Consider the following 2,415-nt stretch of genomic DNA (forward strand, 5'->3'; position numbering starts at 1 on the left):
CCACTGCCCCCACCCCCTCCGCTCCCACTGACGGCGGCGCCCACGGCAGGGATCCGGGCGCGAAAGTGCCCCCGGCGGTCCCCGGCGGAGGACAGTTTCGCGCCAGGATTCCGGCCACAGTCGTTTCAAGATCGGCCACAAGAGGAGGGCAGCGCGGGCTGGCGGGACCGCTTGCTGCCCGCGTCCTTCACGAGACGCCGCAACTGGTGCCCAAAACCGGTCCGGAAGCCGCGACATGCCGCAACTCGTGCCGGCGACCAGTCGGGAAGACGCGAGATGCCGCAACTCGCATCCCCGAGCGGATGAACGTGCCGCGTAGCTGATTACCTGCGGCAACACCGTCGCCCCGGCCCCACAAGGGCCGGGGCGACACCCGTTCAGCGCCTTGGGTCAGAGACGGCCGGCGAGTTGGGCGACGAAGAGCCGCCAGGCGGCGGGAGTGAAGGTCAGCGCCGGGCCGGTCGGGTCCTTCGAGTCCCGTACGCCGACCACGCCGGGCAGGTTGTCAGCGACCTCTACGCAGTCGCCCCCGTTGGAGCTGCTCCGGATGCTCTTGCGCCAGACGGCGCCAGTCAGGTCAGCCATGATCGTGCCTCTAGGTAGTCGAGGGTCTGGCGACGCGGAAGTGCCACCGAACGCAGCGTATCCCAAATGGACCAAAGGCCGGTGGTCTCGTTTGTCAGCCGTCCGGCCGCCTGGTCATCGAGGTACGCAACATCGCCGTCTTCGGTTGTCGCTATGACGAACGGTCCCGCCTGCCCGGCATGCAGGCCAGCGTCCAAGGGCAGCACGTGCAGGAGGATGTTGGGCCGCTGGGCAATGTTGACCAAGTGGTCGAGCTGCGGATGCATGATCTCCGGGCTTCCACGGCGTAGGGCGAATTCGTCAACGACCGCGACGAAGAGAGGTGGCTTACGCCGTTCCAGTACTGCTTTCTGACGGCGCATACGAGTCTCGACGTAGTCGGCCACCTCGTCTGGCTCGAGCAACCCGCAGCTGAGAACTGCCGACGCGTACGCCGGTGTCTGCAACAAGCCCGGAATGACAGCGACCTGGAAGGACCGCAGCGCAGTTGCCTGAAGCTCCGTCTCCACCCACGGTCGCAGCCACGGCGGTTCACGGCGCTTCAAAACGTCCGGCCAAATGTCCTCGACCTCGCGCCGAAGCGCAGCAGCCGCCGCTGCACGGTGACGCGGATGAGGCACGCGGCCCGGCGTAATCCACCGCCCAACCGTCTTCGGATCCACACCGACCTGCTCGGCAAGACTTTCGATGGTCTGACCGGTATCGGCCATGGCCGCCCTCAGCGCTTGGTTCATGACCACCTCCACGAGACGTCTGCGACGTCTGATGAATCTATATCTACGCGGTGTAGCCGTCCACATGCAATCAGCGATTGTTGCGATAGATGGCACCCAGGGGCAAACCAGGCGCCCTGCTGCCGGGCCGCCGCCCGGACCGGGGAAGCACCTATACGGCGGCCCCGACATCCCATGCCGATGGAGGAGGTCGCCTATGTCTGTACCGAGGCCCGCGAATGCCGTGCCCGCGTCACGCTGGACGAGCCGCCCGGCCAGTCCAGATCCCGGGCGGCGGGAGGACGGCACTCCCCGCGTCGCGCCTGGCGTGTATCTGCTGACCCGGGAGGCGTCGCCGCAGTTCGCCAAGCCGATCACGGTCCGGGTGATCCGCGAGCTGACCGACCGGCACACCTATTACGACTGGACCTGGATCCAGGTGTACCAACTCGACCGCAACGGCGACGCCATCGACCGCCGCGAGCTGTTCGTACGACCGGCCGGACTTAGACTCGTACCCCCGCCGGGCGGAAGTCGGTCTCCCCGCCGGCGGCGCGGCACCACCGGGAGCGACAGATGAGGCCGCGCCTGCGCGATCACGTCCCGTCCCGCCCGACGTGGCGCTGCCAGGCATGCGGCACCGCCTGGCCCTGCTCACCGGCGAAGCTGCGCCTGCTCGCCGAGTATCGCGGCGACATGCCGGGACTGTTGGTCCACCTGGTCGCGCTCCGCGAAGAGGCCACCGTCCAACTCGCCGACCTCCACCCCGGTGACTACCCCACGAACCTGCACAGACGTTTCACCGACTGGGTTCCGGTACGCTCCGGCATGTGACAGCGGCAAGCTCACCAAGCACCGCCGACGTCGAAACCGCGGTCGCCCACGCCGTCGCGAACGCCGCTCTAGCAGGCGTCGAATTCGACGAGGAGTGGCGGGAGAAACTTCGCGGCGTCGCCTCCGGCCTCATCAATGCCGACGAGTTGATCAACCGGGCCTGTCTCGCCAACGGTGTTTCCGGCGATCTTGGTTAGTAGGTTTCAGCGGTCGGGAAGCGGTCGCTGAAGGTGATGGCGAAGGCGTTCAGAGCGGGTTTCCAGCGCATCGTCCATCGGGTCCT

At 67.2% G+C, this 2,415-nt stretch carries 5 protein-coding genes; 3 read left to right on the top strand and 2 right to left on the bottom strand.

Going from position 1 to position 2,415, the window contains the following annotated elements; translation table 11 throughout:
- Positions 1 to 390: 390 nt before the first annotated feature.
- Together C1I93_RS30090 and C1I93_RS30095 are read right to left on the bottom strand one after the other, a co-directional pair.
- Positions 391 to 585, bottom strand: coding sequence for a DUF397 domain-containing protein (locus C1I93_RS30090; RefSeq protein WP_111246618.1), 195 nt, complete (start codon positions 583 to 585; stop codon positions 391 to 393).
- Positions 573 to 1,319, bottom strand: coding sequence for a DUF5753 domain-containing protein (locus C1I93_RS30095; protein WP_111246622.1), 747 nt, complete (start codon positions 1,317 to 1,319; stop codon positions 573 to 575). The genes C1I93_RS30090 and C1I93_RS30095 overlap by 13 nt, the downstream gene beginning before the upstream one ends.
- A 196-nt stretch (positions 1,320 to 1,515) precedes the next feature.
- Between C1I93_RS30095 and C1I93_RS30100 the strand changes: the two genes are divergently transcribed.
- From C1I93_RS30100 to C1I93_RS30110, 3 genes are read left to right on the top strand one after another with little or no spacing between them, the layout of a single operon-like run.
- On the top strand, positions 1,516 to 1,878 hold the full coding sequence (locus tag C1I93_RS30100; RefSeq protein WP_258378381.1) for a hypothetical protein: 363 nt from the start codon (positions 1,516 to 1,518) through the stop codon (positions 1,876 to 1,878).
- Complete coding sequence (locus tag C1I93_RS30105) at positions 1,875 to 2,132, top strand: flavin reductase (RefSeq protein ID WP_111246620.1); 258 nt, start codon at positions 1,875 to 1,877, stop codon at positions 2,130 to 2,132. Before C1I93_RS30100 ends, C1I93_RS30105 begins: the two co-directional genes overlap by 4 nt.
- A complete protein-coding gene (locus C1I93_RS30110; RefSeq protein WP_111246621.1) occupies positions 2,129 to 2,329 on the top strand; it encodes a hypothetical protein in 201 nt (66 codons plus the stop codon). The genes C1I93_RS30105 and C1I93_RS30110 overlap by 4 nt, the downstream gene beginning before the upstream one ends.
- Positions 2,330 to 2,415: the final 86 nt, after the last annotated feature.

Origin of the sequence: Micromonospora endophytica, assembly GCF_003236305.1 — a bacterium.
Lineage (GTDB): Bacteria > Actinomycetota > Actinomycetes > Mycobacteriales > Micromonosporaceae > Micromonospora > Micromonospora endophytica.

Coding starts and splice junctions, on each gene's coding strand:
- C1I93_RS30105 (WP_111246620.1), top strand. CDS start 1,875: ATGAGGCCGCGCCTGCGCGATCACGTCCCGTCCCGCCCGACGTGGCGC.
- C1I93_RS30090 (WP_111246618.1), bottom strand. CDS start 585: ATGGCTGACCTGACTGGCGCCGTCTGGCGCAAGAGCATCCGGAGCAGC.
- C1I93_RS30100 (WP_258378381.1), top strand. CDS start 1,516: ATGTCTGTACCGAGGCCCGCGAATGCCGTGCCCGCGTCACGCTGGACG.
- C1I93_RS30095 (WP_111246622.1), bottom strand. CDS start 1,319: ATGAACCAAGCGCTGAGGGCGGCCATGGCCGATACCGGTCAGACCATC.